This window comes from Streptomyces sp. NPDC058812 (genome assembly GCF_042744565.1).
Lineage (GTDB): Bacteria > Actinomycetota > Actinomycetes > Streptomycetales > Streptomycetaceae > Streptomyces > Streptomyces thinghirensis.
The window spans coordinates 280,506-306,247 of the sequence record NZ_JBHYOB010000007.1 but is presented as its reverse complement, the minus strand read 5'-3'; the positions used below and the strand labels follow the sequence as shown (position 1 = coordinate 306,247).

43 protein-coding genes are annotated in these 25,742 nt (G+C 70.7%); 5 read left to right on the top strand and 38 right to left on the bottom strand.

Features of this window, described 5'->3' with window-relative positions:
- Positions 1-129: 129 nt before the first annotated feature.
- From ACFW48_RS17165 to ACFW48_RS17080, 18 genes are all read right to left on the bottom strand, one after another.
- Positions 130-363, bottom strand: coding sequence for a hypothetical protein (locus ACFW48_RS17165; protein WP_386315437.1), 234 nt, complete (start codon positions 361-363; stop codon positions 130-132).
- A complete protein-coding gene (locus ACFW48_RS17160) occupies positions 360-704 on the bottom strand; it encodes a hypothetical protein (RefSeq protein ID WP_386315435.1) in 345 nt (114 codons plus the stop codon). Before ACFW48_RS17160 ends, ACFW48_RS17165 begins: the two co-directional genes overlap by 4 nt.
- Entirely contained in the window at positions 701-913 is a 213-nt protein-coding gene (locus ACFW48_RS17155; RefSeq protein ID WP_386315433.1) for a hypothetical protein, read from the bottom strand. The genes ACFW48_RS17160 and ACFW48_RS17155 overlap by 4 nt, the downstream gene beginning before the upstream one ends.
- A complete protein-coding gene (locus ACFW48_RS17150) occupies positions 910-1,221 on the bottom strand; it encodes a hypothetical protein (RefSeq protein WP_386315431.1) in 312 nt (103 codons plus the stop codon). Before ACFW48_RS17150 ends, ACFW48_RS17155 begins: the two co-directional genes overlap by 4 nt.
- A gap of 103 nt (positions 1,222-1,324) precedes the next feature.
- Entirely contained in the window at positions 1,325-1,777 is a 453-nt protein-coding gene (locus ACFW48_RS17145) for a hypothetical protein (RefSeq protein WP_386315429.1), read from the bottom strand.
- A 226-nt stretch (positions 1,778-2,003) separates the two neighbouring features.
- Positions 2,004-3,041 carry a hypothetical protein gene (locus tag ACFW48_RS17140; RefSeq protein ID WP_386315428.1) on the bottom strand — a complete coding sequence of 346 codons (1,038 nt, stop codon included), beginning with the start codon at positions 3,039-3,041 and terminating at the stop codon, positions 2,004-2,006.
- 79 nt (positions 3,042-3,120) lie between these two features.
- Positions 3,121-3,927: a phosphoadenosine phosphosulfate reductase gene (locus tag ACFW48_RS17135; RefSeq protein ID WP_386315426.1), complete on the bottom strand. Its 807-nt coding sequence runs from the start codon at positions 3,925-3,927 to the stop codon at positions 3,121-3,123.
- The gene (locus ACFW48_RS17130) at positions 3,924-4,085 is read right to left on the bottom strand and encodes a hypothetical protein (protein WP_386315424.1); all 162 of its coding nucleotides are present in this window, start codon (positions 4,083-4,085) and stop codon (positions 3,924-3,926) included. The genes ACFW48_RS17135 and ACFW48_RS17130 overlap by 4 nt, the downstream gene beginning before the upstream one ends.
- Positions 4,086-4,139: 54 nt before the next feature.
- A complete protein-coding gene (locus ACFW48_RS17125) occupies positions 4,140-4,445 on the bottom strand; it encodes a hypothetical protein (protein ID WP_386315422.1) in 306 nt (101 codons plus the stop codon).
- Complete coding sequence (locus tag ACFW48_RS17120; protein ID WP_386315420.1) at positions 4,442-4,903, bottom strand: DUF4326 domain-containing protein; 462 nt, start codon at positions 4,901-4,903, stop codon at positions 4,442-4,444. Before ACFW48_RS17120 ends, ACFW48_RS17125 begins: the two co-directional genes overlap by 4 nt.
- Entirely contained in the window at positions 4,900-5,238 is a 339-nt protein-coding gene (locus ACFW48_RS17115) for a hypothetical protein (RefSeq protein WP_386315419.1), read from the bottom strand. Before ACFW48_RS17115 ends, ACFW48_RS17120 begins: the two co-directional genes overlap by 4 nt.
- Positions 5,239-5,530: 292 nt before the next feature.
- A complete protein-coding gene (locus tag ACFW48_RS17110) occupies positions 5,531-5,692 on the bottom strand; it encodes a hypothetical protein (RefSeq protein ID WP_386315417.1) in 162 nt (53 codons plus the stop codon).
- On the bottom strand, positions 5,689-5,961 hold the full coding sequence (locus ACFW48_RS17105) for a hypothetical protein (RefSeq protein ID WP_386315415.1): 273 nt from the start codon (positions 5,959-5,961) through the stop codon (positions 5,689-5,691). The genes ACFW48_RS17110 and ACFW48_RS17105 overlap by 4 nt, the downstream gene beginning before the upstream one ends.
- Positions 5,961-6,299, bottom strand: coding sequence for a hypothetical protein (locus tag ACFW48_RS17100; RefSeq protein WP_386315413.1), 339 nt, complete (start codon positions 6,297-6,299; stop codon positions 5,961-5,963). The genes ACFW48_RS17105 and ACFW48_RS17100 overlap by 1 nt, the downstream gene beginning before the upstream one ends.
- Positions 6,296-6,628, bottom strand: coding sequence for a hypothetical protein (locus ACFW48_RS17095; RefSeq protein ID WP_386315411.1), 333 nt, complete (start codon positions 6,626-6,628; stop codon positions 6,296-6,298). The genes ACFW48_RS17100 and ACFW48_RS17095 overlap by 4 nt, the downstream gene beginning before the upstream one ends.
- Positions 6,629-6,671: 43 nt before the next feature.
- Entirely contained in the window at positions 6,672-6,965 is a 294-nt protein-coding gene (locus ACFW48_RS17090) for a hypothetical protein (RefSeq protein ID WP_386315409.1), read from the bottom strand.
- Positions 6,965-7,696 (bottom strand): ATP-binding protein, encoded by a 732-nt coding sequence (locus ACFW48_RS17085; RefSeq protein WP_386315408.1) that lies wholly within the window; start codon positions 7,694-7,696, stop codon positions 6,965-6,967. Before ACFW48_RS17085 ends, ACFW48_RS17090 begins: the two co-directional genes overlap by 1 nt.
- A 9-nt stretch (positions 7,697-7,705) precedes the next feature.
- A complete protein-coding gene (locus tag ACFW48_RS17080; protein WP_386315406.1) occupies positions 7,706-8,572 on the bottom strand; it encodes a hypothetical protein in 867 nt (288 codons plus the stop codon).
- A 147-nt stretch (positions 8,573-8,719) separates the two neighbouring features.
- Between ACFW48_RS17080 and ACFW48_RS17075 the strand changes: the two genes are divergently transcribed.
- On the top strand, positions 8,720-8,932 hold the full coding sequence (locus tag ACFW48_RS17075; RefSeq protein WP_386315404.1) for a type II toxin-antitoxin system prevent-host-death family antitoxin: 213 nt from the start codon (positions 8,720-8,722) through the stop codon (positions 8,930-8,932).
- Positions 8,933-9,003: 71 nt separating this feature from the next.
- Here the strand turns inward: ACFW48_RS17075 and ACFW48_RS17070 are convergent, their stop codons facing one another.
- From ACFW48_RS17070 to ACFW48_RS16980, 19 genes are all read right to left on the bottom strand, one after another.
- Positions 9,004-10,212, bottom strand: coding sequence for an RNA ligase (locus tag ACFW48_RS17070; protein ID WP_386315402.1), 1,209 nt, complete (start codon positions 10,210-10,212; stop codon positions 9,004-9,006).
- A gap of 166 nt (positions 10,213-10,378) precedes the next feature.
- Positions 10,379-11,026: a WhiB family transcriptional regulator gene (locus ACFW48_RS17065; RefSeq protein WP_386315400.1), complete on the bottom strand. Its 648-nt coding sequence runs from the start codon at positions 11,024-11,026 to the stop codon at positions 10,379-10,381.
- A complete protein-coding gene (locus ACFW48_RS17060; protein ID WP_386315398.1) occupies positions 11,023-11,877 on the bottom strand; it encodes a hypothetical protein in 855 nt (284 codons plus the stop codon). The genes ACFW48_RS17065 and ACFW48_RS17060 overlap by 4 nt, the downstream gene beginning before the upstream one ends.
- A complete protein-coding gene (locus ACFW48_RS17055) occupies positions 11,874-13,331 on the bottom strand; it encodes a DNA cytosine methyltransferase (RefSeq protein WP_386315396.1) in 1,458 nt (485 codons plus the stop codon). The genes ACFW48_RS17060 and ACFW48_RS17055 overlap by 4 nt, the downstream gene beginning before the upstream one ends.
- Positions 13,332-13,336: 5 nt before the next feature.
- A complete protein-coding gene (locus tag ACFW48_RS17050; protein WP_386315394.1) occupies positions 13,337-13,717 on the bottom strand; it encodes a hypothetical protein in 381 nt (126 codons plus the stop codon).
- Entirely contained in the window at positions 13,714-13,902 is a 189-nt protein-coding gene (locus tag ACFW48_RS17045; protein ID WP_386315392.1) for a hypothetical protein, read from the bottom strand. The genes ACFW48_RS17050 and ACFW48_RS17045 overlap by 4 nt, the downstream gene beginning before the upstream one ends.
- A complete protein-coding gene (locus tag ACFW48_RS17040) occupies positions 13,899-14,375 on the bottom strand; it encodes a hypothetical protein (protein WP_386315391.1) in 477 nt (158 codons plus the stop codon). Before ACFW48_RS17040 ends, ACFW48_RS17045 begins: the two co-directional genes overlap by 4 nt.
- Positions 14,375-14,989, bottom strand: coding sequence for a hypothetical protein (locus ACFW48_RS17035; protein WP_386315389.1), 615 nt, complete (start codon positions 14,987-14,989; stop codon positions 14,375-14,377). The genes ACFW48_RS17040 and ACFW48_RS17035 overlap by 1 nt, the downstream gene beginning before the upstream one ends.
- A gap of 87 nt (positions 14,990-15,076) precedes the next feature.
- Entirely contained in the window at positions 15,077-15,949 is an 873-nt protein-coding gene (locus ACFW48_RS17030; protein ID WP_386315387.1) for a recombinase RecT, read from the bottom strand.
- Entirely contained in the window at positions 15,946-16,872 is a 927-nt protein-coding gene (locus tag ACFW48_RS17025; RefSeq protein ID WP_386315385.1) for a YqaJ viral recombinase family protein, read from the bottom strand. Before ACFW48_RS17025 ends, ACFW48_RS17030 begins: the two co-directional genes overlap by 4 nt.
- The gene (locus tag ACFW48_RS17020; RefSeq protein WP_386315384.1) at positions 16,869-17,051 is read right to left on the bottom strand and encodes a hypothetical protein; all 183 of its coding nucleotides are present in this window, start codon (positions 17,049-17,051) and stop codon (positions 16,869-16,871) included. The genes ACFW48_RS17025 and ACFW48_RS17020 overlap by 4 nt, the downstream gene beginning before the upstream one ends.
- Positions 17,048-17,422, bottom strand: a complete 375-nt coding sequence (locus ACFW48_RS17015; RefSeq protein ID WP_386315382.1) for a hypothetical protein — start codon at positions 17,420-17,422, stop codon at positions 17,048-17,050. Before ACFW48_RS17015 ends, ACFW48_RS17020 begins: the two co-directional genes overlap by 4 nt.
- Positions 17,419-17,793, bottom strand: coding sequence for a hypothetical protein (locus ACFW48_RS17010; protein WP_386315380.1), 375 nt, complete (start codon positions 17,791-17,793; stop codon positions 17,419-17,421). Before ACFW48_RS17010 ends, ACFW48_RS17015 begins: the two co-directional genes overlap by 4 nt.
- Positions 17,790-18,176 carry a hypothetical protein gene (locus tag ACFW48_RS17005; protein WP_386315378.1) on the bottom strand — a complete coding sequence of 129 codons (387 nt, stop codon included), beginning with the start codon at positions 18,174-18,176 and terminating at the stop codon, positions 17,790-17,792. The genes ACFW48_RS17010 and ACFW48_RS17005 overlap by 4 nt, the downstream gene beginning before the upstream one ends.
- Entirely contained in the window at positions 18,173-18,436 is a 264-nt protein-coding gene (locus ACFW48_RS17000) for a hypothetical protein (RefSeq protein WP_386315376.1), read from the bottom strand. The genes ACFW48_RS17005 and ACFW48_RS17000 overlap by 4 nt, the downstream gene beginning before the upstream one ends.
- Positions 18,433-19,353, bottom strand: coding sequence for a hypothetical protein (locus tag ACFW48_RS16995; protein WP_386315374.1), 921 nt, complete (start codon positions 19,351-19,353; stop codon positions 18,433-18,435). Before ACFW48_RS16995 ends, ACFW48_RS17000 begins: the two co-directional genes overlap by 4 nt.
- Entirely contained in the window at positions 19,350-19,763 is a 414-nt protein-coding gene (locus ACFW48_RS16990) for a hypothetical protein (RefSeq protein ID WP_386315372.1), read from the bottom strand. Before ACFW48_RS16990 ends, ACFW48_RS16995 begins: the two co-directional genes overlap by 4 nt.
- A gap of 96 nt (positions 19,764-19,859) precedes the next feature.
- On the bottom strand, positions 19,860-20,165 hold the full coding sequence (locus ACFW48_RS16985) for a DNA-binding protein (RefSeq protein ID WP_386315370.1): 306 nt from the start codon (positions 20,163-20,165) through the stop codon (positions 19,860-19,862).
- A 5-nt stretch (positions 20,166-20,170) separates the two neighbouring features.
- A complete protein-coding gene (locus tag ACFW48_RS16980; protein ID WP_386315368.1) occupies positions 20,171-20,428 on the bottom strand; it encodes a helix-turn-helix domain-containing protein in 258 nt (85 codons plus the stop codon).
- Between the two features lie 175 nt (positions 20,429-20,603).
- On the opposite strand from ACFW48_RS16980, the gene ACFW48_RS16975 reads away from it, so the two are divergent.
- Complete coding sequence (locus ACFW48_RS16975) at positions 20,604-21,038, top strand: hypothetical protein (protein ID WP_386315366.1); 435 nt, start codon at positions 20,604-20,606, stop codon at positions 21,036-21,038.
- Positions 21,039-21,490: 452 nt separating this feature from the next.
- Positions 21,491-22,870 (top strand): integrase, encoded by a 1,380-nt coding sequence (locus ACFW48_RS16970; protein ID WP_386315364.1) that lies wholly within the window; start codon positions 21,491-21,493, stop codon positions 22,868-22,870.
- Positions 22,871-23,083: 213 nt separating this feature from the next.
- Here ACFW48_RS16970 and ACFW48_RS16965 read toward each other — a convergent pair whose 3' ends face one another.
- Positions 23,084-23,698, bottom strand: coding sequence for a TetR/AcrR family transcriptional regulator (locus ACFW48_RS16965; RefSeq protein ID WP_386315362.1), 615 nt, complete (start codon positions 23,696-23,698; stop codon positions 23,084-23,086).
- A gap of 223 nt (positions 23,699-23,921) precedes the next feature.
- Here ACFW48_RS16965 and ACFW48_RS16960 point away from each other — a divergent pair, with 223 nt between their 5' ends.
- Together ACFW48_RS16960 and ACFW48_RS16955 are read left to right on the top strand one after the other, a co-directional pair.
- Positions 23,922-24,722, top strand: coding sequence for a phosphatase PAP2 family protein (locus ACFW48_RS16960; protein WP_386315361.1), 801 nt, complete (start codon positions 23,922-23,924; stop codon positions 24,720-24,722).
- Complete coding sequence (locus ACFW48_RS16955) at positions 24,719-25,726, top strand: hypothetical protein (RefSeq protein WP_386315360.1); 1,008 nt, start codon at positions 24,719-24,721, stop codon at positions 25,724-25,726. The genes ACFW48_RS16960 and ACFW48_RS16955 overlap by 4 nt, the downstream gene beginning before the upstream one ends.
- Positions 25,727-25,742 lie beyond the last annotated feature (16 nt).

Genomic DNA, 25,742 nt, shown 5'->3' with positions numbered 1-25,742 from the left:
AGCAACCGCTTAGACAGAAGGCGGGCGCTGCCGCGGCGCATGCTCAGAAGCCGGCGGCGCGTCCGGGGCGCTTCGGGCCGTCGCCGGGGGCGATCTCGCGGGCTGCGCGGAGGGCGTCGGGGTCACGGATCACGACGGCTCCTTCCAGTTCGGGCCTCGGAGTGCGGCGGGCACCTCGGACATCGGGGTGACGTACTGGCTGAACGCTGTGGTGAGGGCATCGGTGTAGAGCTTGCGCATGGCCTCGCTGTACGCCTCGTACTCGTCGCAGGTTTCCATGGGGTGGATGACGTGGCGGCCGGTGTCGCAGGCGGGGACGAGGTGGGTGATCTTCCGGACGGGCCGCGCGTCGGACTCGGTCACTGCTGCTCCTCGAACGGCTCGTGGTTGCAGGTGCCGGGCGTACCGTGCCGCTCCAGCCACCGGGCTCGGATCTCCTCCACCTCTTCCTTGCTGAGGCGGTGGTCGAAGGTGAGCCTGCGGTCGTCGGTCGTTTGGGTCGCTGCCGGGGCGGGCGCGGGCTGCTTCCCGTCGAGGGCGGCGGTGAGCGTTTCGTTGGCCAGTCGGAGCCCGGGGTAGTTGCGGCGTATCCAGCGGGCCGCCTCCCGGGCGCGGAACAGGGTGTCCTCTGCCCGCTCGACCCGGTCGTAGAGGGCGTCGAGTGCGTCGCTGGTGAGGGTGTCGACGGTGTGCCGGATGGTCATGTGGTGCTGCTCCTGGGGTCGTCGGTGTCGGGGAGGTCGAGGTCGAGGCCGTCTACGACCTGCCAGAACCGTTCGACTTCGGCGGTGGCGATGGCGGCCTGGTCCTGCTGCGCGGTGGCGCCGATGACGATCACGCGGACGCGGGCGGTGCGGTGGCCGATGGTGAAGCCGGCGGCGACCGCGAGGAGGGCGATGAGGAGGTAGGTCACGGAGTGCCTCCCGGGCAGTGGACGGGTGTCATGCCGGGCTGGGGCTCCCAGTCGTGCGGCGGGTGCGGCTGTTGGCGGAGGACCGTGGTGGTGCAGGGGACGCGCGTCGGGCGGGCGCTCGCTGCTGCTTGGCGGGCGGTGTCGCGGATGCCGGCGACCAGCTCCTCGATCCGGTCGAGGGGGATACGGACGGGGACTCGGGCGAAGGCGCCGCGGGTCCACGCGGTGATGACGGGCTGGCCGTCGAGGCCCGTGTCGGCCTCGATGTCGAGGTGGTGGCCGTCGGGGTCGGTGTAGGCGAAGGTCACGGCTTCCTCCGGTTGCGGATGGTGTGGACGCTGGCCCAGATGGCGAGCGTGAGGAGGGCGGTGAGGGTGAGGGTGGGGAGGATGAGGCCGGGCAGGCGGGCGATCACGGGGCGCTCCCGTTGATCTGCCGGGCGACGGCGAGGGCGTGCTCGGAGGGTGCGCCGGGGCCAGTGGTGAGGAAGGCGTCACGTCCGGCGGGGTCGTCTCGGAAAACGTCGCCGGCGGCTTGGACGCCCGCGTCGTAGTAGCGCGCGGCCTGGTCCAGCCATTCGGCGAGGGCGAGGCCGAGGGCAGGGCCCATCGCGGCGGCGTAGGCGGCGTGCTGGACGTGCATGTATGTGGGCCGCTGGGATGATCCTCCGCGCAGGAGGTGCGGCCAGGAGATGCGGCGGCCGTCGTCGCGGGTGAGGTGGTCGCCGTAGAGGTGGCCGCGGCCGTGGCCTCGTTCTTGGTGGTGCCAGTTGGCGGTCGGGGCGCCGTCGCTGTCGGTGCTGGCGGCGGTGGCGAGGGCGCGGATCTTGGCGGCGGCGGTGCGGAGTTCGTCGGCGGGGGTCACGTCTGCTCCTCGTAGGTGTGTGGTTGGCTGCGCGCCCACAGCGGAGGCGCTGTGCGCCCGTGTGCGGGCCTAGCGCAGGGTGTGGCGTCGCGAGAGTCATGGGACGGGGGTTGAGGCCAGGAGGCGGGTGTCTGGCCCGTGCGGTGGGGCCAGTAGGCGGCGCCCTGGTGGCCGCACATCCACGCGGTCAGCGCGGCCACCAGAACCAGGAACGCGGCGAGGTCGGTCACTGCGCCCCGTCCTGCCGCACCCCGGCGGCGGGCTCCTCGGCGGCCAGGCGGCGCAGCGAGTCGAGGGCGGCCTGGTCCTCGTCGGTGAACCCGTCCTCCGACCAGATCCGTTCCTGCGCCTGGTCGAGGGCGTAGCCGAGCATCGTGCGCTCGGTGGGGCTGAGTGCGGCGGTTTGCGTCGCGGCGGTGAAGTCCGGGGCAACGCCGAGGATGCGGCTCGGGTCCATCGGTTCGGGCCGCTCCCCGGGCACGAACCCGGTACAGCCACAGCCAGATTGCCCAGCAGGGGCGAACTCGCACTGGCCGTGGCGTCGGGTGTGCCAGTTGTACGGGTGCCCGCAGACCGTGCAGGGCGTGGCGAGGGAGACGGGGCGATGCGGCGCGGGCGTCTCGGTGGCTGTCGTCTCGTCGGCCATACGGCGCAGCTCCTCGGCGACGCGGAGGATGCCGACGTTCTCGGAGACCTGCGCGGACTTCCGGGCTCCGAAGGCGGGCTCGAACTGGCGCTGCTCCTCGGCGATGTCGGCGGCTTCGCGGAGGACGGCGGCCCGGTCGACGGGCGCCTTCAGAGCCGCCTGCCTCCACCGGTCGATCACCTCCGCCGCATCCCGGGGCTCCAGGTAGTCGCCACACCCGCAGGTCTGGCAGACGTCCTCGAAGTGCCGCTCCTCGGGGTGCCCGCAGATGCAGACAGGCGCGGCGGTCCGTTCGGCATCGGCCAGCGCCACGGCGGCCTCGGCGGCGCGGGCGATCAGAGCCTGGTAGGCGGGCTCCTGGTCCACGAGGGAGAGGTCGGCCTCCATTGCATCGTGGATGGCGGTGGCGTAGCGCTCGCGGAGCGGGGTCTGGTCGGCGGGCGGCAGCGGTACAGCCGAGGCGGGCTGCTCGTGCAGCTCGACCGTGAGCGGCGCGTTGAGGTACCGGAACGCGGCCTGCACGGTGCTCATCGGGTGATCAGCGATGTGCTGGGCCAGCGCCCACGCGGCCGGGTTGTCGGGCTCGCGCGGCTCGGGAGCGGTGGTCTGGTTGGTCATCGGGTCTCCAGCGGGTCAGGGGTGGGATGATCAGGGCCAGGCCCGGGGCGATAGGCGCGCCCCGGGCCGGCTTGCGGGGTCACGTCATGCACCAGCCGTTGGAGCAGGCGTTGGCGTCCTCGACGATGAGCGGAAGCTGCCTACCGTGCTTGAACAGGTCACGGAGCGGCCGGCCGTAGGGCGTCACGAAGACAGGCGGCTTGCCCTTCGCAGCCAGATGCCGGTTGATCGTGTCCTCGATCTCGCAGGCCCGGGCGAAACGCTCCGGCTCCTGCTCCTGCATGGTCTGCCACTCGTGGACCTTCCGGATCGGGCAGAAGTCGCACGACGACTTGGGCGGCATCGGCAGACCTGCGGACCGGACGATGCGCGGGCAGTCGGCGCGGCGTATTCCCATCCACAGGAGCGGGTAGTCGATCTCCTCGTAGGGCATGGCCTTGGCCGGGTTGGCGCGTTCGATCTCGTCGACGGTGATGCCCATGCCGACGGTGGCCTTGTTCTCTGGCGTCGCGCCGTGCGCCTTGAGCCACGCCCCCGTGACGTCGATCTTGAACTCTTTCGTGCAAACCCGAGACCCGGGCTTGCCGTTGGACAGGTAGACGGGGATGGTCTGCCGACTACCGTTGCTGTTCATGATCCGCCCGCGGATCGTTTCGACGGTGCCGTCCTTCTTCACGCGGTCCAGCAGGTGAAGGTCGAGGCCGTGCCGGTCGGCGAACGGCTTGGCGTGGTCGTGGAAGTAGGTGACCGTGTCCGGGTTCTCGCTGTCGTCGCCGACGTTGGCCATGAGGAATGTGCGGTAGTCCAGGTCGCCGCGTGACGCAAGGACGAGAGCGGCCATGGACTGCCAGCCGCCGCCGAAGCTGAAGGTGCGGAGCTTGGTCATGTGACACGCCCCGATGCGGTCAGCAGTCGCACAACGGTGGACTCGTCGACGCAGAGGGCGGCGGCGATCTGCGCGGGGGTGCGGCCGTCGTTGGCGAGGCCTGCCGCCATCGCGGCCCAGGCGACCGCACGGTCTTCCGGTTCGATGTACTCGCTCATCGGGTTTCTCCTGGGTTCGGGCCGCGGTTGCGGCGGAGGTTTCGGGACCACCGGTCAGGCGGCCGTCTTCGCCTCGTTGGCCGGCGTGCCGGACCCGGGGCAGGGGTGGCCGTGGGGTCCGTGGCGACGGATGCGGCCGGCGGCGGTGATGAGGTGGCGGACGGTGCAGTGCGGGCAGCGGGCCCGCCGCTGGGTCTGCTGGCTGCCGGGCACGTACAGGCCCCAGCCGCTCGACAGCAGGTACTCGGCAGCCCGTTCGGCTGCGCCCCGCGGGGTCTGCTGGTGGTCGGGGGTGGTGAGGCGGTAGTCGTCGAGGGCGGCAGCGATAACAGCGACCGCGGCGGGCGGCATTGCGTTCACGAGCAGGCCTCCTCGGCGGCGTACATGGGCTGTTCGCCGTCGCGGACGCGCTGCCGGTCGACGCGGGCCCGGACCTGGCTGACCCAGATGGCGAGGTCGACGGCGGGCATGTTGGCGAGGCGCAGCAGGTAGTCGGCGTGGCAGGCCCGGTCCAGAGGGCAGGGGCAGGCGAGGTCTTTGCCGCGGAGTTCGTGGAGGCTGGCGAGGATGCGCTCGCGGCGCTGGTCACCTTCGTCGGTGGGGGCGTCGGAGCGGTTCCCGGCAAGCCAGGTGCGGTAGTTCGCGGCGGCCGCAGCGTGGGGGTCTTCGTAACCCATCTCCTGCATGAGGCCGACCTTGCAGGGGTTGCCGTAGCGGCTGCTCCGGTCGACGATCATGCCGCCGCGGAGCGGGTGGGCTGCTCCGGCGAGGGTCCAGCCCTTGGTGCGGCGGCGCTGGATGCGGACGGGCGTGCTCACTGCTGCGCCTCCTTCCGCTGCTGCGCCATGCGGAGCGCGTCGGCGACGGTGAACCCGTTGACGGTGACCTTGGGCGCGGCCTCCTTCGCCAGCTTCAGCGCGGTGTCGAGGTCGAACCGGTGCGCTTCCAGCCACTCGTCCTCACGCTCGGACGGCCGCATCTCGTAGTCCCAGGTGCCGTCGGCGGCGAGGCACTGCGAGTGCCGCTTCACGGCCCACCGCTCGTTGCCGCGGTACTCGACGGTGATCTCGAAGACGTGGCTGTCGATGCCGTCCTCGGGGAGACAGTTCACGGTGTAGCGGGTGGCCTGGATGTTGGGCTCGGTGCTGCTCATCGCTGAGTGTCCTCGGCTTCTTGGTAGCGGCGGTGGTGGACGGTGGGGCGGGGCCGGCCTGCGTCGTGGCAGGGGGTGCCGGGTTCGACTTGGCAGGTGGGGCAGCAGGCGACGGCTTGCGCGTGGGCGGAGAGTCGGGCGGGGTGCGGGGCGGGCAACCGGTGTCCGGTGCGGGTGGTGCAGGGCTGTCCGGGGTGTGCGTGGCAGTGAGGGCAGCGAACGGCGCGGGCGGGGTGCGCGGCTGCTGTGGTGCGGAGGCTGGCGGGGCGCGGGGCACCGAGCGGGCGGGCGGTCATCGGGGCCTCCTCGCGGTGCGCCGGTCCTGCATGCGGCGCAGGATCTGGGCCTGGGTGGGTTGGGTCCACTGGTGCCAGCCGACGCTCTTGGACCAGCGCTGAGCGTGCTCTCGTTCGTCGATGCCGCAGATGCGGCAGCCGGAGGGGTTGGCGGTCATCGGCGCTCCTCGCTGCCGTCGAGGCCGAGTTGGCCCGGGACCTGAGCGATGGGCTCGGGCGGCATCAGTGCGTCGAGGGCGGCCTGGTGGTCGACGTCATCGGAGGCGCAGAAGACCTTGCGGTCGGAGGTGATGGTCCAGCCGGTGCCAGTCAGCGCCTTGCGGGCCTCGTTGAGGTCGGCGAAGTGGGCGGTGTACTCGTCCTCGTCGTAGGCGTAGCCGCAGACCTCGCAGGCGACGGTGACGCAGGCGTGGTTTTTGATCGGCATCAGGCGGTCCTTCCTTGTCGTGCGGCGGGGGTGCCTTTCCACGTGCGGACGCCGCTGTGGTGGGTGGTGGGTCGGCTGCTGTTGGCCCAGCCGGCTTTGCGGACGTAGCCGTGGTCTTGGAGGAGCGTCATCAGCCGGCCCCACATCGACTGAGGGGACGGAGGCTCGGGGAGCTGGTGCTCCTGCGCTATCTCGTAGGTGGTGAAGGTGCGTCCGGTGGCGGCGACCGTGGTGAAGACGGGCCAGACGGTGGCGAGCCAGGTCTCGTAGTCGTCGGCGCGCTGCCGGGTGGGTGCGGGTTCGGGGATGGTGCCGTCGAGGGCGGGCTGCACGGTCATTGCGCGCTCCCCTCGGCCTGCTCGGTCGCGCGGGCGATGCCTTCCAGGGCGGCCTTGTCGGCCTCCTGCCGGGCGAGGATGCGGCTGTTGTTCTCGCAGGCGCGGACGAAGAACGCGGCCATGGCGTTGTCGTCGGGGTCGCCGGGGTCGTTCTCCTCGCGCTGCTTCTCGGCGTTCCAGCAGCGGGTGCAGAGCAGGGGCTGCTTGTCGCGGGCGCACCACTCGCAGGTGATGCCGGTGAGGTGGAAGTCGTGGTCGGGTTCGTAGAGGAAGAGGGGCCGCTGCTGCTTGCATCCGTCGCAGCGGGCTTCGAGGGGCTGGCTGGTCATGCGGTGGTCTCCTGGGTGTGGTGGGCGGCGGCCTGGCGGCGGCTCACGTGGTGAGGTCCGGGACGTTGGGGGCGTCGAGGCATTCGGTGTCCGCCGGGCGCCAGCCGGCGTCGAGGAGCCGGGCGACGATGCGGCGGGCGGTCTCCTCGGCGGTGGCCTCTCCGAAGCCGGGGAACGTGCCGGGGTGTTGGGCGCGGGTGTCGCGGACGGTGAGGAGTGCGGTGATCTGGACGGTGGTCCATTCCTCGGCGATCTCGATGCCGGTCTTGCCGTTCTCGTAGTCGAGGCGGGCGTTGATGCATTCGACGAGGTCCATGCGCGGGTCGTCGGCGTTCATCAGGCGCTCCGGAAGGTGCGGCGGAGGTCGGGCCCGTCGAGGTGGACGACGGTCGCGGCCTGGGCGAGGCGGGAGGCGAGGCGGTCACCGAGTCGCGTGACGAGGTCCGGTGCCCCGTTGGGGTCGCGGACGGGGAAGTTGGTGGTGACGATCAGCGGGAGGCACTGGTTGTACCGGTCGTTGATCAGCCGGTAGGTGGCCTCCTCGGTCCACTCGGAGAGCTTCTCGGTGCCGAGGTCATCGAGGAGGAGCAGCGGGATCTGGCAGAGCCGCTTCAGCTCGTGCTCGGTGCCTTTGTCGCTGCCGCCGGGGCGGAGCCGGCCGTAGAGGTCGGGGGCGGTGGTGGCGATCATTTCGAAGCGGCGGGGTCCGGCTTCGGCGATGCGGCGGAGTGCGCCGTAGGCCTGGTGGGTTTTGCCGGTGCCGATGGTGCCGGTGAGGACGAGGAATCCGGCTTTGCGGACGTCGTCGGCGGCACGGTCTGCCCAGGCGGTGATCTCGGGGTGGGTGGCTTCGGCGTCCTGGTAGCGGTACGGGACCGCCGCGGCCCAGCGGGTGAGGGCGAACTCGGCGCGCTGACGACGGTGGTATTCGGGGTGGCCGGGCTCCTCGGGGTTGGGGGTGTCGTCGATGGGGCCCGCGGTGACGTCGGGGGCGTGTTCGGCGATACCGGCCATGAGGCGGGCGAGCATGGAGGGCCGGTTCTCGGAGAGGCTGGTGGGTTCGGGCATGGGGTGTCCTTAGAAGCCGAGGTCGTTGGCGTAGGCGGACGGGTCGGGCTGCTTGTAGGGCTGCCAGCCGCCGGACACGGCACGGAGCGGGGGCCGTTGAGTGCCGGGCGCCGGGAGGGGCGGGAGTTCGTTCCAGCCGCGCATGAAGTACTTGGCGGAGTCGACGTTCGTGCGGGCTGCGGCCCGGACGGCGTAGTCGACGAGGGCGGACACGCCGGACTTCTCGATGAGGGCGAGGACGGGGAACCAGGCGTTGCCGGTGAAGGGCCAGCGGACGACGACGCCTGCGGCGGTGAGTCCGTCGACGAGGGGGCGGGCGGCTTCTGGGATGCCGTAGCCGAGAGCCTCGGGGGCGGGCTCCTCGTGCTTGCTAGCTGAGGGGGTAGTTGAGGAGGGGAATAGAGGGGTAGGGGTCCCGGATTCCGGGACACTGACGTCCCGGATTTCCTGACACTGAAGCGGTTCAGTGTCCGCGTTTTCGGGACTCTGACCGTTCGGGTCAGTGTCAGGAGTTTCGGGACTCTGAGCAGGGTCAGTGTCCCGGTTCTCGGGACGCTGAGAAGGGGGCTCAGTGTCAGGGATTCCGGGACACTGAGCGTCGGGGAACTCCGGGATCTTGTACTTGGCGGTGCCGTTCTTCTGGCCGGCCGCCAGCTTCGTGAGCACGCCCTTGGCGATCAGCGACTTGATAACGGCGTAGAGCTGCGAGCGGCTGAGCTTTGCGCCGCGCAGGACTTCAGGCCGTTCCACGCTGTTCCACGTGATGCGGGTGTCGTCGTTGGCGTCCTCGGCCAGCACGACGAGGAGGAGCTTCTCCCGGTGCGTGAGGGCTTCGGGCGCTGCGGTGAGCACCTCGACTATCAGGCGGATTCCCACGAAGGTCTTCTCTCGTCTGTACTGGTCAGGGCATGGCGAATAGCGCCCCCTTCAGGGCGGTCTCGAACGGCTCCCGACGTAGCTATCATAGCTAAGAAAGCGACTTCGCGCTGTTGTGTCACGCGGCGAATCCGCTACGCTGTCGACATGGCGACCACCCGCAAGGAACACCGGGCGAAGATCGCTGAGGCGCGCAACGTCCTCGGCGAGGTGATCTCGCGCGCCCGCTACGCCGGCGAGACGACGATCCTCGTGAACCGACAGAAGGAGGCGGCCGTGATCGTGCCGTTCGACTTCTACGAGCGCGCTTGCGAAGCGCTGGGTGAGCAACGGGTTCTCGTTAAGCCGTCCGAGTCCTGACACTGGCCTCTCCTCCCTGGTCTTCTCCGGGCCCCGCACCGTGTGGTGCGGGGCTTCGTCGTGCGTTCGGGTCAGGTGTCGTCGTCGGCGACGTAGGGGGCGGTGGCCTCGGGCCTGATCGCCCGCCACAGGTGGAGGTCGTGCGGCCGGCCGTCGAGCGTCAGGAACATGCAGGCCCGAACGCCCTGGTGGGCGATGCCTTGCGCCGCGCGGGCGAAGGCGCCGCGGTCGGCGGCGAGGTGGGAGATGAGGTCGTACTCGGCGCGGGCCTGCTCGGCGAGGCTGGCCGCGTCCTGCTCCAGTCGGGCGACGACGGAGCGGACCCAGGTGTCGAACTCGTCGGGCACGGTCTCCAGCAGCGCGTCGAGCGGACCGCGGTCGGCGTCGGCCAGCGCGGTCACTTCCGCGGGGGTGCAGCCGAGGGCCTTGGCGACGAGCTTGGGCGACTGGTCGGCGTACTTCTGCATGCCGAGCATCCGCCAGATGTCCCGCTCGTTGATCCCGGTGAGGATCTTGTGGAGGCGGACGTACTCGGCGAGCTTGGCCTTGGCCCGGGTGCCGTTGGCGTAGCGGATGACGTAGCCCTCGGCGTGCATGCCGCCCGTCGGCTGGCCGTCGGGGCGGGCGTTGGCCTCGGTGAGCTTCAGCAGGTCGGGGAGCGGCATCGCAGGCCAGGAGCGGACGACGTTGCCGATCTCCAGCCACTCCACGGACGCGGTGCGGAGCGGGATCTCGGTTCCATCCTTGTCGAAGGCACCGAGGAGGACGAGGTCTTTGCGGTCGCCGTAGTCGACGACGATCCGGTTGCCCGGGTAGATGATCTCGGCGAGGTAGGTGGTGTCCGGCCAGAGCGCGCCGGTGTCACGGTCGTCGAGCCACGCCTGCGCCCACTGGGCTTGCTCGCTGGTGAACGACCCCTTGGAGGCGACGTGCCAGCGGCCGGCGTAGTGGAAGACGATCCCGAGGGAGCCGTCGACCTTGTCGTACACCTCGAACGGCTCGTCGGCCGGGAGCGGCGGGGCGTAGTCGAAGCCGTGGCCGTGCTCGCCGACGTTGAAGAACTTCGGGAAGGGCCAGGCGATGACCTCGCCGGTCTTGTCGTCGGCGATGAGGCCGCGGCAGCGGATGGTGGCGTTGGTCCAGACGCGGGAGTACTGCGCGGTGCGGGTGTAGGTGTAGATCGACAGCGGCAGGGTGGGGTGCTGCTTGCGGCTGATGTGGCCGGCGTTGATGGCGGCGGCCATCTCGTCGGCGGGGATCAGCTCGGTGAGGGCGGTCACTGGGTGTCCTTTCGGGTGGCCCGGGGTGTGGGCGTGAGTCCGGGTGGTGGTTCGGGGAGGCCGCGCGCCCGCCACGGGCTGTGAGCTGAGCAGCGGGGGCCGCAGGGGTAGGGGCGGACGGGCCCGTCATGCGGTGCGGGGATGTCGCACACGGGCCCGTCGCCGGTCACGACGCCAGTTCCTCGGCCGCCGCGTCGAGGGCCGCGGCCTGAGCGGCGGCCTGCTCCTCGGCCTGCTTCCGCAGATACCGCTCCTCGTTGTCCGCGATGTGCCGCGGGTTCACGCACTCCACAACCGGGCACTCCGGGAGTCGACGCACGATCCCGACCGGCTTGTGACCGCGGTCGACGAGGAACGCGACCTGCTTCGGCGTGTACGTGACCCCGTGGAACGCGATGTTCTTGCTCTCGCCCCGCCACCCGATGTGCCCGCCGGGCAGCTGGTAGGAGCGGGAGTCCCACACGTCGCGGAGGCTGAGGATCGGGTTGAGCTCCTGGTGCAACGCCCGGTAGACGACGTCACGGACCAGGGGCGGGTTGTCGAAGTCGGCGGTTCGGTGCCGCTTGTACAGCGTGGTCCGTTGGCCTTCCGAGAGACCGCCCCACACGCCGGTCTCTTGGCGGGTGCGGAGGGCGTACTGGGCGCAGTCGAGCATGACGGGGCAGGCGAAGCAGCCCGTCTTCGCGGCCTGGACGCCGACCATGTTGGTCGGGTTGGGAAACCAGGCGTCACTGTCGGCGCCGCGGCATGCGGCTTGGTCGCGCCAGTCCTTCTTGCGCTTCGTCTCGGGGACGGCGCCGGTGTGGTGAGTCATGCTGCTGCTCCGAAGATCGCGTCGAACTGAGTGGAGAGGGCCTGACGGATGGTCCGGTCTTCGAGGTGGTCGGGGCGCACGCACGGCTCCCAGTCGCAGCCGGGGAGTACGAGGCCTTCCGGCTCCCGCCCGTAGTGCTCGATGAAGGCGGCGCGGCGGGCGGAGTACTCGCGGCCCCGGTACACCAGCGACGGCGTCACCCCGTCCCGGCGGCGGCCGGTCCACGCCACGTGACCGTCGTCGGCCGGCTCGGTGTTTGCGGCCCACTTCTCGGCGAACGTCACGATTGGTCGCAGCGCCCGGCCGATGCCCTCCTCGCGGCGGATGACGGCGACGCGCTTCGCGTCGACCCGCAGCTCGCGCCGGATGGCGTCGTCGGTGAGCCCGTCGCGGAGCAGGGCCACGATCTGGTCACGGTCGGCGTTCGCCTTGCGGCCGGCGCCGGGCCGTCCCTGGCGGGTCACGACCTTGGAGTCCTCGATGTGGGCGGGGGCGACGCAGCCCTCGTAGCCGCAGGGAGCGTGCGTGTGGCCGACGGGGTCCTCGCCGTGGCGAATGCGGTAGGCGATCCGGCCCGCGGTGTACACGGTGTTTTGCCACTTGATCGCGGCGACGCCCTTGTTGGTGCGGTGCCCTGTCCATTCGAGGTGCCCGCCGTCGACGGGCTTCGTGCGGCGCCAGAACAGATCCTCGGGGGATCCGGCGGGCTTGTTCCCGGCGCGGCCGGGCGGGAGTTCGAGTTCCTGCCGGGCGCGGGTGACGGAGGCGGCGGTGACGCCGACCTGGCGGGCGATGGTGCGGTCCCCGTACCCGGCGTGGAGGAGCTCGGCGACGTCAGCACGGACGGTCATGCTGCGACCTCCACTGCGGGCGCCCCTGGGTGCAGGGCGATGTCCTCCCCGGTGAGGGCCTCGACGGCCATCGCAACCAGGTCGCGGGCGGCATTGGGGGTGACCGCGTTGCCGAGCATCTTGACCTTGGTCCGCTTGTCGCGCGGGGTCAGGATGTATTCCGGCGGGAACTCCATCGCGGCCTGGTACTCGTGCGGCTCCAGCATCCGGAACCGCATGTCCTCCGCGGACTCCGCGCGGCCACCGTGCAGCGCCGCCGCACCCTCCACAGTGGTCACCGTCGGCAGCGGCTCCGACGCCGGCCGCGCGATCGAGGTGCTGTAGTACGGCAGGACCATGTCCGGTGCCGCCAGGTACAGGTGGTTGCCGCCCGCGCACACCGTCGCTGTCGGCTCCGTGATCGCCCGGTGCGACGACGAGCCTCCGCGTAGCTCCACCATGTACGGCGGCACCGCCAGCCCGGTCTCGTTCCGCGTCGAGCAGGTCCGCATCGGTCCGTCGATGGACAGCGGGGTCTTGCCCTCCCGACCCTCGACCGGCACCAGGTACGGGCGGGCGAACTGCTCGAACCCGGCCCGGATCCGGCGCATCGTCGCCGGGGCCAGCGGGTCCAGGCCCGCCTCCTTGCGGTCCCGGATGGCGACCGCGGGCAACGTCCAGTCGACGATCTCGTGTGCGGCGCGCACCGTCGGCTCGACGACCGTGTTGCGGCACTCGACGCGCGGGCACCGCCACACGTACTGGTTGCGGACGCCGTACTTTCCCCACGGCTTCAGCGGGTTGCACAGCTTCGTGGTCTTCCAGCCCTGGATGGCGCGAACCAGGCCGTGGTCCGGGCAGAGAGCGGCGGGGCGGAGCCACTTGTCGAAGTCCGGGGCGCGGGTGCCGGTTAGCCAGAACACGTCGTACTTGCGGTCCCGGTTCTGAGCGGCGCCGCGGCCGAGGGCCTGAGCGTGCATGGAGTTGAGGTAGACGGCGCGGTGCTCGTAGCCCCAGGCCTTCATGGTGAACAGCCAGGCGTCGTAGACGGCGCCGCGGTTGCTCTGGGGGCCCCACCAGCGGGATTCGACGACGTTCTCGACGATGATGATCGGGTACTGGTGGGCCTCGGCGAACCGGGGGACGTCCCACATGGTGGCCCTGGAGCGGATGGCGGTCTCGTCGGTGCCGTCGGGGGCGAACAGTCCGTCGTTCCACTCGCCGTGGTCCCGCTTGACGCCCTTGGCGTTGGAGTGGTTGGTGCACTCCGGTGACGCCCACAGGATGTCCGTCTTCGGGTAGCGGGTGGGAACGACCTGGGAGATGTCGGCGCAGTCGTGGCGGGTGTCGGGGTGGTTGGCCTGGTGGGTGTCGATGGCGTGCCGGGAGTGGTTGGCGGCCATCAGGACCTCCACGCCGGGGATCTGGATCGCTCCGGTGGAGGAGCCGCCGGCTCCGCAGAACAGATCGGTCATGGTGATCACCGGGCCACCGCCTCGTCGTCGACGGGGATGACGGTCTGGATGTCGAGCGCGCGGGCCAGCAGCGCGGTGAACTGGGCGCCGGTCATGGTGACGTAGCCGTCGGCGGCCGAGCCCTTCCCGGTCCGCTTGTGCCAGACCACGCCGAGCCACGCGCCGTCGTTCTGCCGCTCGACCTCGGCCTCGGCGATCCACTCGGGCAGCCGACGCGTCGCGGTGTTCTTCGCCTCGATCACGACCCCAACGACGCCGGCGATGTCCCCGCGGTCCTTCGCGGCCCCGGCGAGGCGGCGTTCGGCGAACGGCCAACCCGCAGCGCGGAGGTGTTCGACGATGGCCCGCTCCCAGGCGGAGCCCTTCGCCTTGTTCCTGCTGGTCACTGGTTTCCCCCGGGGATGGTGTGGCCCTCGGTGCAGAGCAGCGCGGTGCCGTGGGTGGTGGTGGCGGTTTCGACGCCGCAGGTCGGGCAGTGCGCGAACCGCTGCATGGTGAGCTGGCCGGGCAGGTGCGGGGTGCGGCGGTGGCGGCCGAAGTGGGAGACGACCGCCCGGTAGGTGATCTTCACGCCGCGCTCCCCACCGCTTGGTCGGCGGCCTGGCGGAGCATCACGTCCTGCGCCTCGTTCACCTGCTGCAGCTCCAGGCAGCGGGCCTCCATCGCCCCGAGCGCTTCCCGCGCCCGACGCAGGTCCCCGCGGAGAGCGGCCTCCGCCGGCGTGTACTGGCGTGCCGCAGGCCGGGCGCCCGGGCGAGGAGCGCGGGCCTTGATCTCGTCGACGAGGTCCACGCCAGCGTCGTGGAGTTGACGGCGGAGCGCGGTCGCGTCCTCGTACCGGCCCGACCCCTCCAACTGCAGGATCAGGGCGGCGACGATGCCCCGCAGTGCGGCGCTTTCGTCGTGGAGGCGGGTGATGGTGTCCGCGGTGAGCCGGTCGACGCGGGTGTGGTTCTGCTGCTCGCGCGTCGTCTCCTTGTACTTCTGCTTCAGGGCGGCGTGCGCGTTCTTCAGGGCCTCGTGGGTGGCACGGGATACGGGCATCAGAACGCACCGCCCGTCACTGCGTCGAAGACATCGCGGGCCCAGCGGGCGTCACCGAGCGCGGTGTGGGCTACGTCGTCCCCGGGCGGCTCAACGCCAACGAAGCGGGACATCTCCCGGGAGGAGAAGGGGAACGTAGGGACGTCTTTCGAGCCCACCAGCGGCAGCGCTGCGCAGAGCACCTTGGCCATGCCGAACCGGGCCCCGGCCACGAGCGTGGCGATGTCGACGGGCCGGTAGTGCCACTGTGCGGAGCCGGGGCCGAGGAGCTTGCGGAGGAACCGGTCGTCGAAGCCCGGGTTCGAGCCGACCAGCACCGCACCGGACAGAGCGGTCCAGATTTCGTTGATGGCCCACTCGCGATCAGCGACCCGGACCGTGCCCTCGGGGTCGATGAACGCGGCGTCCATACCCTCGGGGACGATGAACCGCCGGGGGTAGCCGCCGATCCGAAGGGACTCCGGGTCTGCCTTGGCTACGTCGGGACGGAACTGCCACAGGAGTTCGGTGTCGCCCTTGCCGTCCTCGCGGAGGATGACGGCGACCTCCCACGCCTCGCCGATCTCGGCGTTGAGGTGGGTGGTCTCGGTGTCGACGAAGGCGATGTTCGTCATGTTCTGCTTCTCCGTTCGATGGTTCGTGTGGTGTGCTGGGTGCCGGCCGCCCCGCAATGCCCGCGGGGCGGCCGATCTGCGTGCGGGCTACTGCGGGGGCTGTGCGGCCTCGGGCCATGCCGGCGGCTCGTCGTCGACGAACTCGGCCTCGATCGGCCCCTCGTCCTCACCGGCGTCGTTGGGCAGGTCGGCGTGAGGCTGCGGGAGAGGCGGCGCGAACCCACCCGGCAGTTCACCGGCGACCTCGGCTTGGGCCCGGAGCTGCTCCCGCATGTACTCGGCGGAGGTCGGAACCCACTTGGCGAGACGGCGGGCGGCGGTCTTCAACCACATCGCCTCCTCGTTGGTGTTCCACGGCGAGTAGTCCGCGCCCTTGCCCTTCGCGCTGTCGGACAGGGCCTTGGCGTCCATGACCTGCTGCCGGTTGAGGATGACGACCTTCGAGGTGGCGCCGTCCTTCATGACCGCGTAGGCGTACACGCCGACCAGGTCCCCGCGGTCCCCGCCGAACCAGTCGACGTCGTGCACGGGCCGCTCGTCGCGGCCGATGACGTAGCGGAAGGTGTCGTTCGCGCGGACCGTCTCGACGACGACAGAGGACACGGCGCCAGCCCGGTAGATCAGCTCGACGATGCCCTGGTAGCCGACGATGCCCTGGATGATGAACTTGTAGCCGTGGGCCTTGGACTTGCGCGGGGTGAGGTAGAACTGCTCGGTGCCGGGCTCCAGGCCGAGACGGGCGGCGGTCTTCAGCTCCCGCAGGAAGATCCCGACGTCGGTCTTCGCGGCCCCCTCCAGCATCTGGTTGCCGCGGATCGCGCCGACGGCGAGCCGCACCCACTGGTCGGCGTTGACGTGGGACGGAAGGAGCGCGGCGTACTCCTCCTGGTACTGGGTGACCATGCTGGCCGGGCCGGTGTCGCGGACGGCGACGGCGTTGGAGACGGTGTTCTCGGTCATCGGGCGTTCCTTCGAGTGCGGGCGGGCATGAGGGAGTAGGTCGATCCGTCGCGGACGGTGCGGGTCGCGACCCGCTGCCGCTCGCAGACGGCGCGCTGGCCGGTGCCGATCGCGTCGAGGAGCTCGCCCTTGCAGGCGGTCAGCTCGTCCTCGGCGACCCAGAAGGCGTCCTGCGCGGAGTGGAAGCGGTCCCGGAGCGCGGTGGGGATCTCGATGTCGATCGGGTCGAGGCCCTCGGGGATCTCGCGAATGGCCTGATAGGTGGCGGAGTGCCCGTCGATGTCGGGCCGCTCGTCGACGGCGAGGGTGCGCATGAACTCGGCGCCGGCCTGCCGCTGCATCAGCGCGTCGGCGGGGTCGTACTCGACGATGTACTCGCGGTAGTCCGACAGGCCGATCAGGACTGCGACGTGGCAGACGGTGAGGCCGAGGACGTCGAGGTACCAGAGGCACTGCGCCCGGTACCAGACCGGGATCTCGCTGGTGCCTTCCTCGCCCCAGCCCTCGTCGTCGTAGGCCGTCTTGGCCTCCAGCAGGGCGACCGGCTCGTCCGAGCCCGGCAGGTACAGCAGCCGGTCCGGGTTCGCGATCTGCCACGGTCGGCCGGCTGCGGCGTAGGTGGCGGACCCGGCGACGATCCACTCGGGGTGGAGCTCTGCGAACTCATCGCAGATGGTGGGCTCGTGCTTCTTCCCCCACCGCATCTGCGGGTTCTCGTCGACGGGGCCGATCAGGGCCCTTTTACGGTGCCAGAGGGAGAACCGCGACTCGTGCGGGGAGAGGCCGAGGACGGCGGCGATCTCGCTGCCGCCGATCCCCTGCGCGCGGGCGGCGTGCCACTGGTCGGAGCCCGGCTCGAAGTGGCCGAGGACGACCGGGCCGGCGGCCGGGGCCTGAGCCCCGGCGTCGGTCGTGATGGTCACGGCGTCTCCTCGCACCCGCAGGCTTCGGGGTGGTCGCAGGCCATCTGTGCGAAGGCCTTCTCGAAGGGGCCCTCGTTGGGGTCCATGAGGTGGCGGGCTTCGGCGGCGATGCCTTCGGCGAGGCGCTGTTCGCGCTGTCGGGTGACGAGCGCGGCGACCTCGGGCTGCATGGCGGTCACCGGCCTGCCTCCTTTGACTCGCAACCGGGGCAGTCCTCCACGCACTCGGGAGCGCCGCCGTCGGCCGCGTAGTCCACGACGTGGCCCAGGTACTCGGGTCCGTCCGCCGGTGGCCGGTGCGGGATCTCGATGCCCTGGCCCAATGCGGGCTGGTTGTAGGAGGCGAGCACCCGCTGCCACTTCCGGCGGAAGCGGAGCGCCTGCATGCCACCCCACAGACACGTCACGACCTGGGCGCCGATCACGGTCGTGAGGAGCGACGGAGTCTCGCCGGTCGCCGCGAACCACACGGCGTTCACGACGAGGCCAGCGGCAGCGCCAGCGGCGAAGCTCTCGACGGCGGCCTTGAGGAAGTCGGTGCGGGCGGTCATGCGGTCCACCGCCCCTCGCGCGGCGCCGGGACGATGCCCTGCGGGTTGAAGCGGCTGAGCTTCCGCGCCAACGGCTCCAACTCGGTGGTCAGGCGGCGGACCGTAAACGCGTCCAGCTCCACCCGGGCCGTGTCCATCGACGCCGCGTCCTCCACGCCTTCGACGGCGGCGTCGAGTTCGCCCTCCCGGGCCGTGCCCTGCACCACAGCGGCCAGGGCGTCCAGCGCGTCGAGGACGTCGTCGCGGGCGTCCGGGTCGGCCCACTTCGCGACGAGCTGCACCAGGGTGTCGGTGCGGATCTGGTCGGCGCGCAGGTAGCCGGCGAGCCAGTCGGAGCGGGGTTCGAAGGAGAGTTGCGGGTTGGTGCTCATCGGGTGCCGTCCTCTCCGGGCAGCGACAGCCCGAGGTGCGCGCGGGATTCCTTGTCAAGGCCCTGCGAGATGGCCCGCTCACGGGTCGGGTTGATGCGCCAGGCGACGTCCTCCTGGCAGCCGAAGCCCGTGGTGTCGGACCAGGCGACGCAGGTCGCCCACTGGCCGTCCGTGAGGCGGGCGACGAGCGCAATGTCGGTGGAGCTGTAGCCCTCCGGGGAGATGGCCCACAGGTCGGTGACCTCGGCGACCTGCGCGGGCTCCGGAACCTCACCGGCGGCGAACTCGTACAGGGAACGCCAGGTCCAGGAGTCGACGCTGATCTCCGTGTCGAAGCGGGCGGTCAGTTCGGCGAGCCGTTCATACGGCTGCATGTCGGTCATCGAGCGCCTCCTCGGCGGTGGCGGCCACCACGGGCCGCAGAAGAAGAAGGAGAAGGAGGGAGGTGGCCGGTCCGCGCCCAATGCGGCAGGCGCGGCTCCGGCTGACGGCGCACCATCCGGGCGACCGCCCGGTAGGCGCGGCGCGGGGACAGCGGCACGTCGATCAGGAGGAACCACACGACCAGCACGGCGGCGTACAGGGCGACCGCGAGGAGCACGGCGGCCAGGACGTCATCACCGGTGGACGGTTGGCCGCTCACTGCGGGGTGCTCGCTTTGACGCAGCCCTTGTTGTGGGGCTCGCACTTGCAGGCGGAGCAGCCGGAGCACCAGTCGTTCGGGCCGTCGCCGCAGCCGGTGGTCTGCCGGTAGGTGGGGCAGCCGTCGGCGTGCGGAGTGACCAGCTTCGGGCAGCCGCACGGGCGGCACGGGTCCTCGTCCGCGCGGAGAGCCTGCGTCGGCGCCAGCAGCCGCGTCAGCTTGTCCACCGACGCATCGCCGTCCAGGCCCGGCGCGGGCTGCACCTCAGCGAGCTGGACCACGGCACCGTCCAGCTCTGAGCCGTCGAGCCGGTACCCCTCGCCCGGCGTCCGCCACCGGGCACACGCCTCCTCGACCAGCGCCAGCGTTTCCCGATCCGGGATGCCCGTACTGTCCGGCTCGGTCCGCCACCGGTTCATCGCGGCGCCCACGAGGTCGTCAAGGAAGCCGTGCAGGTCGTGGTCCGACATGGCGTGCGCCCACGGGAGAGCGGGGCGAGAAGCGGCCGGACGATCCCCGTCGGCCGCCTGCCGTACCTTCGTCACCCACTCCGGAACCGGCAGCGGGTTCTCCCACCGGGTGGCCTGCCGCTCGGCCTCGTCGCACAGATCCAACACCGCGTCGAGGCACCGGTTGAGGTAGGCCATCTCCTCGGCGACAGTCGGCTCCTTGCCGACGTACTTGTTCAGCTCCGCGCGGAGCTGGGTGTTCTCGGCGTGCTCCCGCTTCATCAGCGCGACCGACGACTCCGCGACAGCCACCGCATCCCGCGAGACCGACGCCATGTCGTCCGCCATCTCCGGCGTCATCAACAGACCCGCCGACTCCAACGCCAACGCGATCCCCGCCGGAGTCCGGTTCTGCTGCAACGCCGTCAGGATCACCCCAGCCGCACCGTTCACCCGTCGCGTGTTCACGCCGCCACCTGCCCCTGCACCGGAGCGAACTCGGCGTGCACCTCAGCAATCGCGGCCAGGTAGTTCTCCACCTGCCACCGCTGCCACGACGACTGCCGCGGCCCGTAGTAGTCGAGGAACTCCTCATCCACCTGAGCCAGCCGGCGCTCCTCCACATCCGCCCGCGGCGTCAACGGGCCGAACGCCCGCTCCACCTCACCCAGCGTCCACGGGTATGACTCGCCGTCCCCCGCGTCGTCCGGGTTCACCGGGTTCGGGCAGGCGAGGATCTGCTCCCCCGCCTTGTTGTGGCCGTTCAGCTCCCACACGTTGCCGCGGGCGTCCACGAACGACGGTTGCGGAAGCGGAGCCGAGTGCAGCGGATACACGGGCATACTGCCCGTCGGGATGATCTGCGATGATGTGGCCACGGTGGCCTCCTTCTTCTCGTGTACGGGTTGGTAGGGGCGCCGAGTCGTGGGGTCGCCAGGCCGGTCAAAGCGGGCGGCCCTTCGGCGTGTGAGGGGTCAGGCCTTGGCGAGAGCCGGCCTGCGGGCGGGCGCCGGGCGACGGCGGGGCCGCGGGATCGTGCGGCCGGTGCGCGGGTCGCCGGCGGAGCGGACGGCGTGGATCGCGGCCCGCTGCTCCCGGTCGGTCACGATCCGGCCGCGCTCCCCGTTCCGGCCGCACAGCTGCGGGTTCTTCCGGAGGAGTTCGCGCAGCCACTTCATGCCGCACTTCAGGACGAACGCCGTCTCCTGGACGGTCATGTACTCCTGGTCCGGGTCAGCCGGCGGGGTCGGCTGGTGGTACTTCCGCTTGTCCGTGGACACGGGGGTCACTGCCTTTCGTGGGGTGGGTCCTCGGTGGGGCGAGGAGGCGTGTGCCGGATGCGTGAGTCGGGCGCTTGCAGGGCGTCGCGGAGACGGCGGTATGCCTTGGGGCCCATGTGTCTGCGGGTGCCGTTCTCCAGGTGGCTGACGTAGCGGGGGCTGATTCCCGCTTGTCTGGCCAACTCGGTCTGGGTGAGCCCCGCTTGCATGCGCTCCTCGCGGATCGCGTCCCCGTTGACCTCGAAGGTCGGGGGTTGGTGCATGCCTCGAAACTAACCCTGGTTGACCCTAGTTGTCTACCCCTGGATGGCCATGAATGACTGTGGATGACCCTCACGGATGGTTCTGCATGGTTGCCAGTGACCTACGGTTCACGAGAATCGGCCGTTTACCTGGTTGGAACTGGTTGGAACTGGCTGGCCCTGCGAAGATGTCGACATGACGACCACCCCCCGCGATCTCGACCGCCTCGCACAGACCGTGAAACGACATCGCATGCAGCAGTACCCGTCGCGCGACGCCGCGGCCGAAGCCGCCGACATGACCAGGAACACCTGGAAGCGCGTCGAGGAGGGGAAGAACGTCTACGAGTCGACCTACATCAAGGTGGAGAAGGCTCTCGGCTGGGTTGTCGGCAGCTGTATCGCCATCGCCGAAGGTGGCGCGCCCGCGCTCGCAGCCGAGGCCAATGGCCCATCTGCGGGACCGTCGGCGCCTGCGGCCTTACTGACGGAGGAGGAGGCTCGGCGGGCGGTGTTCGAGGCGGCGCGGGCGCAGATGCCTGCGTCCACCCCGATCGGTGCCCTTGACGGGTTCAGTGACGAGCTTGTGGAGATCCTGCGGAGGGCAGGCGTCGTGAAGGATGGCGACTGAACTGCAGCGTTTCCCCGTACAACCTTTTCGCCGTGACCGTATCGTGACCTAAACGGGCTGATGAAACCTCAACAACCCCCTGCCGTTCATGTGTTCGCCGTGTAACTCTGTGCTCAACCACCCTGGGAGGTTCCCGACGGCACTTAGGGGGACCGGTGAGTAATGTCATCAACCTGGACCTGGGTTCGGACTCCGAATTCCTCGGATACCCGACCCAGATTGCGGGAGTGACGGTGTGTGTCCTGTCCTCCAGGACCGCCACCGACCACGCTTTTCAGGGGCGTGTGAGGCGGTTCATGGAAGCCGAGGGCCGTGACTGCGGAACCTGCCGCGCCTGTCCCGTCGGACAGGCACTCTAGGACCACAGCCACAGAGGAAGCGGTCGGCGGCAGGGGTACCCGCCACCACTTCCCACACCAAGTCGCTCGAACATCCGGGGGGATGACAACCACATGCCCTACGTCGAAACCCGCGGCGGCAACATCCGCGTCAAGTGGTGGAGCGGCGAGTACAAGATCGACGCCCACGGAAAGCCCACCAAGAAGAAGAAGTACGAGAGCGCCAGCGGCCCGGCGCGCGGCCAGAAGTTCCAGGACGAGAACGAGGCCTACACATTCGGCTTGGACCGCGAGTACGAAGTCCGCCACGGCAAAGGCGTCCGCCGCGCGAGCGCAGCCACCCCGATGTCGGAGTACATCTGGATGTGGTTCGACGCCGCCGACATCCGCCCCAACTCCGTGAAGAAGTACCGGTCAGTGCTCCGCGCCAGGATCGAACCCTACTGGGGCAGCCGGCCTGTCGGCGAGATCACGCCGATCGAATACGACTTCTGGAAGCGGCAGATCAAGGGACAGTGCTCAGAGAACTATGCCGGTGACATCCTCACCGTCTTCCGGATGCTCATGAACGACGCCGTCCTCCGCTACAAGCTGCGGGTCGAGTCGCCGATTGTCGAGCAGAAGAACCGGGGCCGGTACAAGAAGAAGCAGACGAAGCGCGTCAAGCAGGAGCTCCCTCTCACAGCTGTCCACCAGCTCGCCGTGAACGCCTACCACGTGTGGGGCTACACCGGCTGGGCCTACATCTGGACCCTCGCGTTCGCCGGCCTCCGGCCCCCAGGGGAAATGATCGGCCTTCAACGCGGGTTCGCGTCACCGTGCTGGCCGGCCACCGACCCGGACCCGGCACACCGGCGTGAGGCGGGGAAGCGGTACCACGGGATGCACGTGCTGCGGGTGGAGTACCAGTCGTACTACGTGGACAGCCGACCCATGTTGGCGGGGCCGAAGTACGACAGCCAGAGAACCTTGGTGATCCCGCCATTCCTGCACGAAATTCACGAGGCGCTGCTGAGCTCTCACCGGTCGCCGTGGGTTTTCCCGTCCATGACGGGGAAGCACCTGCTGACGTCTGGGGAGTTCACCAAGAACTACTGGCGGCCGATCCGCGACGGCGCCGAGGAGCGCAAGCCGCGTCCGCGGTACATGCGCCATGTGCGGCCGAGGATTCCGGCGGTGCCGGAGATGGCAGGGCAGGACTTGTACCGGCTGCGGCACTGGCACCGGGAGTTGCTCGATGAGCCGGGGGCCGACATTGCCACCGTGGCGAAGGAGGCCCGGATGGGCCACGAGGTGGCCGGCATGGAAGGCGTCTACAGCCGGGTGACGATCGGGATGGAGATGCGGATCGTCGAGTACCTTCAGACGGTGTGGGAGAAGCAGGTAGTGGCGAGGGGTCTGTGGACGCCACCGTTTCCCATTCGTCTCCCAGATCCTCTGCCGGGGAGTGCATCGCCGCTGTTCAGTGGGCTTCCGGTGTCGGGCGAGTCGTGATCGACGAGATCACCAAGGGCATCGAGGTGGACTCCAGCGGCGGGGGCGGCAACGGACAGGACGTCTGACCGGCCCCGGACAGCAGTCGGCCGGGTGGGGCGCCCTTCCGCTCAGAAGGCGTCCCACCCGGCCGGGGGTGCGCGCCGCCCCCGTCCCCACGGTGCGGCGCGGGCAGGCCACCGTCCAGTCATCCCGTGGACGGCGACCTGAGTCTCAGGGGAGGCCGAGCGCCGGCAGCACGACGGCCTCCACGAATCCGACGAGGTACTCCGCGTCGGCCTGCTCGCCCTCGACGACGGGCCGCATCCGCAGCATGCCGAACAGCTGGGCGGGCACGTACTCGAGCGCCGGGTGGCCGGCGGGGACCTCGCCCCGTGCGACGCCGCGCGCGAGGATGTCGCGGAGCGCGGCGATCTCCGGCTCGACGAGCGCCTCGCGCAGCGCGCCCTTGAGTTCCGGGTCCTCCATGACCGCGTGGCCGAGCGCCTGGAGCAGTCCCGTGTCCTTGCCCGCTCCCTCGCCCGCGGCCCGGGCCGCCTGGCGCAGGTCCTCGGCGAGCGACCCGGTGTCGATGTCGGTGAAGCGCACCCGGCGGTTGGAGCGCAGTGCGGCGGCCACGAACTGGGGCTTGGTCTTCCACTGCCGGTAGAGCGTGGACTTGCTGCACCGGGTGCTGGCGGCGATGCCGTCCATGGTGACGGCGTCGTAGCCGCAGGACCGGATCTGTTCGAGCACGGCGTCGAAGAACTCCTGCTCACGCTCAGGCGTGATCTTGGAGCGGCGCGAGGCGCCGGCCGGTTCCGGTCGGTCCGCGGCCTGCGACGTCATCGGCGGTGCTCCTCACGGTCCGGGTGGCGGCGGGGGCGCTCAAGCGGCCCGCACTCCAGTGTGTCGTATGTCTATCGATACGCCAGTGTACCGGTACAGCAGCGTATCGGTACACTGGCGTATCGGAACGAGGCCGTATCGATGAGAACCGTCACACGCCCCCGGACCTGTGCGCCACACACCTGTGCGCCACACGCACCACCGTCAGTGAAGGGGCCGGGGGATGAACGCCAGCACCGAGCCTGCAACAGCAGAAGCGGGGCCGGACGCGCACGCGCGTCCCCCGCTCGTCCGTGAGCTCCTGCTCGTGGCAGGGCTCTTCCTCGCGTACAAGTTCGGCCGGCAGCTCGCGACGGGCCACACCGCCGAGGCCTTCCGCAACGCCCACCACGTGTGGGACTGGGAACGCGCGCTGCGGTTGCCCGACGAGGGCACGGTGCAGTCCCTGCTCCTGCACGGCGACACCCTGATACACGCGGCGAACACCTACTACGCGACCGTCCACTTCCCGGCCACCGCGGCCTTCCTGATCTGGCTCTATCTGCGGCGGCCGGGACACTACGTCTGGGCCCGCCGGGTACTGGCCGCGGTGACCGGCGCCGCACTGGTGCTGCACCTCCTCTTTCCGCTCGCCCCGCCGCGCATGCTGGGCGCCACCGGTCTGATCGACACGGCCCGGGTCTTCGGTCCCTCGGTGTACGGCCCGCCGAGCACCGATCAGTTGTCGAACCAGTTCGCGGCGATGCCCTCGCTGCACTTCGGCTGGGCCCTGATGGTGGCGGTCGGGCTGATCGTCGCGACGCGGTCGCGCCTCCGGTGGCTGTGGCTGCTGCATCCGCTGCTCACGCTGCTGGTGATCGTGGGCACCGCGAACCACTACTGGCTCGACGTGCTCGTGGCGGCGGCCATGCTCGGCCTCGCCCTCGCGGTGGTCCGCCGGCCGCGGTGCACCGTGGCACACCGCCGGCCCGAGCTCCGTCGCCGGACGGCGGAGCGGCGTGACCTGGTGGGGGCGGGCCGGTGAGCGCCGCCCTGATCGCCGTCCTGCTGTCCCTGGTCTCCGCCTGCGCCTACGCCGCCGCCGCCGTCGCCCAGGAACGGCTGGCCGCCCGCAGCGCCGGCACGGGCGCGCTGCGGATGCTGGCCCGCGGGGCCTGGTGGTGGTCGGTCGCGCTCAACGCCTCGGCCGCGCTGCTGCACGTCGTGGCCCTCAAGTACGGCCCCCTCACCGTGGTCCAGCCGCTCGGCGCGCTCACCCTGGTCGCGGCGGTGCCCCTGGGGGCACGGCTGGCGGGCCGGCGGGTGCGCGCGGTCGAGTGGCGGGGCATCGGCCTGACGCTGCTCGGGCTCGGCGCGCTGCTGCTCACCGCGTCCGGACCCGCGCCCGACGACGTGCTGAGCGTGCCCGAGGCGCTGGCGGTCTCCGGCGCGACGGCGGCGCTGATCGGCATGCTGTGCCGGCCCGGCACCCGGCCGGGTCTGCGGCACGCGACGGCGTCCGGCGTCGCCTCCGGGGTCGCCTCGGCGCTCACCCAGACCGTCACGGTCGCCGTCACGGACCACTCGGGCTCGCTGCTCAGCGCCCAGGTGATCGGCGTGGCCGTGCTGGTGGCGGCCTTCGCGGCGGGCGGGCTGCTGCTGGCGCAGACGGCGTACCGGGGAGGTCTGGGCGCCCCGCTGGCGGTGGTGACGCTGGCCAATCCGGTGGCCGCCGCGGTGATCGGGCTCTCCCTGCTCGGTGAGCGGCTGCGGGGCGGGGCTGGCGGCGTGCTGGTCGCGCTGACCGGTGCGGCGCTGGCCGCCTGGGGCGTGGTCCAGCTGAGCCGGGCGACGCCCGGGCGCTCCGACGACGCCGGGGCGACGGCCGCCGCACCGGCACCGGCACAACCGGCGCCGACGGGCCCGGAAGCGGGGGGACCGGAGGCGGTGGGCCCGAGGCAGGTGGGACCGGAAGCGGTGGGCCCGAGGCAGGTGGGACCGGTGCTGGTGCCCCGGCAGCCGGGGCCGGGGCACCTCACGCGGCTGTAGGCCTGTCCGGCCGCGC